The 900-nt window shown below is 42.9% G+C and carries 1 protein-coding gene; it reads right to left on the bottom strand.

From position 1 onward, the window contains the following. A partial coding sequence (locus ACRCJ0_RS16030) for a DUF4153 domain-containing protein (protein ID WP_431391165.1) occupies positions 1-824 on the bottom strand: 824 nt, incomplete at its 3' end. Between the last annotated feature and the right edge of the window lie 76 nt (positions 825-900).

Genomic DNA, 900 nt, shown 5'->3' with positions numbered 1-900 from the left:
AAGAAGAGAACCATCCAGCCCACCACCAAGTAGGACACCATCACAATTTCAATCGTAATATCCGTCCAATTACCCAATGTCGAGAAGAAATAGATGAAAATAATCACCGTATACACCGTTACAATTGGGATAAATATCTTGGTTAAAAGGACATCTAAGAATTTGCTGACATCAGATGACATCTTACCTTCTTCTTCGACAAAAGGTCGGGAGAATACTGACTGCTGAGACAAGATGTACCAAGGGAAGAAAATGTATATAAGTACCGAAAAGATATCCCAATACAATTCACCCTCCACATTAGAGATTAGGATGGACCAACCAGCCAAGACCAAGCTAATGCCGATCATTAAGATACCGGTATAAACCGCCGACACGAAGAAAGACTTAAACCAAATCCGGAAACTCTGGGCAAAATCCAGCCCTTCATTCTTAATCGATGGTAGCCAAATAATCAATAAAGTTAGCAAGAACATGGCAATATTGGTTCGGGTAAACAGGTGGCTAGAGTAGAAATCCCCCGTCCGACTGGCAAAGAGGTAATAAACGACTGCCCCAAAGCCGGCCACACCTTGAAGGCCAAGCGCCTGAACCCGACTACCATCTTTCAAAAAACGCTCATAAGCCACCTGGACCACAGTCGCCAGCAACATGCCGACCGTACTAGCATAAATTCCCACCTCAGCCATCATCGTCGGCTGGTCGTAAGGCATACGTTCCACGTACATGGATAGTGTAGCCGCAATAAAACCGAACACGACTACCATTGGAAATCGTAGTAAACTACCCTTCCATTCATCTAGAGATTGAAACCTCCGCATCATCAGCACCTCCCAAATAGGTAAATAGATTTTGAAATCACTTTATTATCCATCTATTATATCATTAAGATTATAGGAA

The organism is Aerococcus sp. L_32, assembly GCF_050689315.1.
The sequence above is the reverse complement of the archived record's forward strand: the minus strand, read 5'-3'. Positions and strand labels throughout refer to the sequence as shown.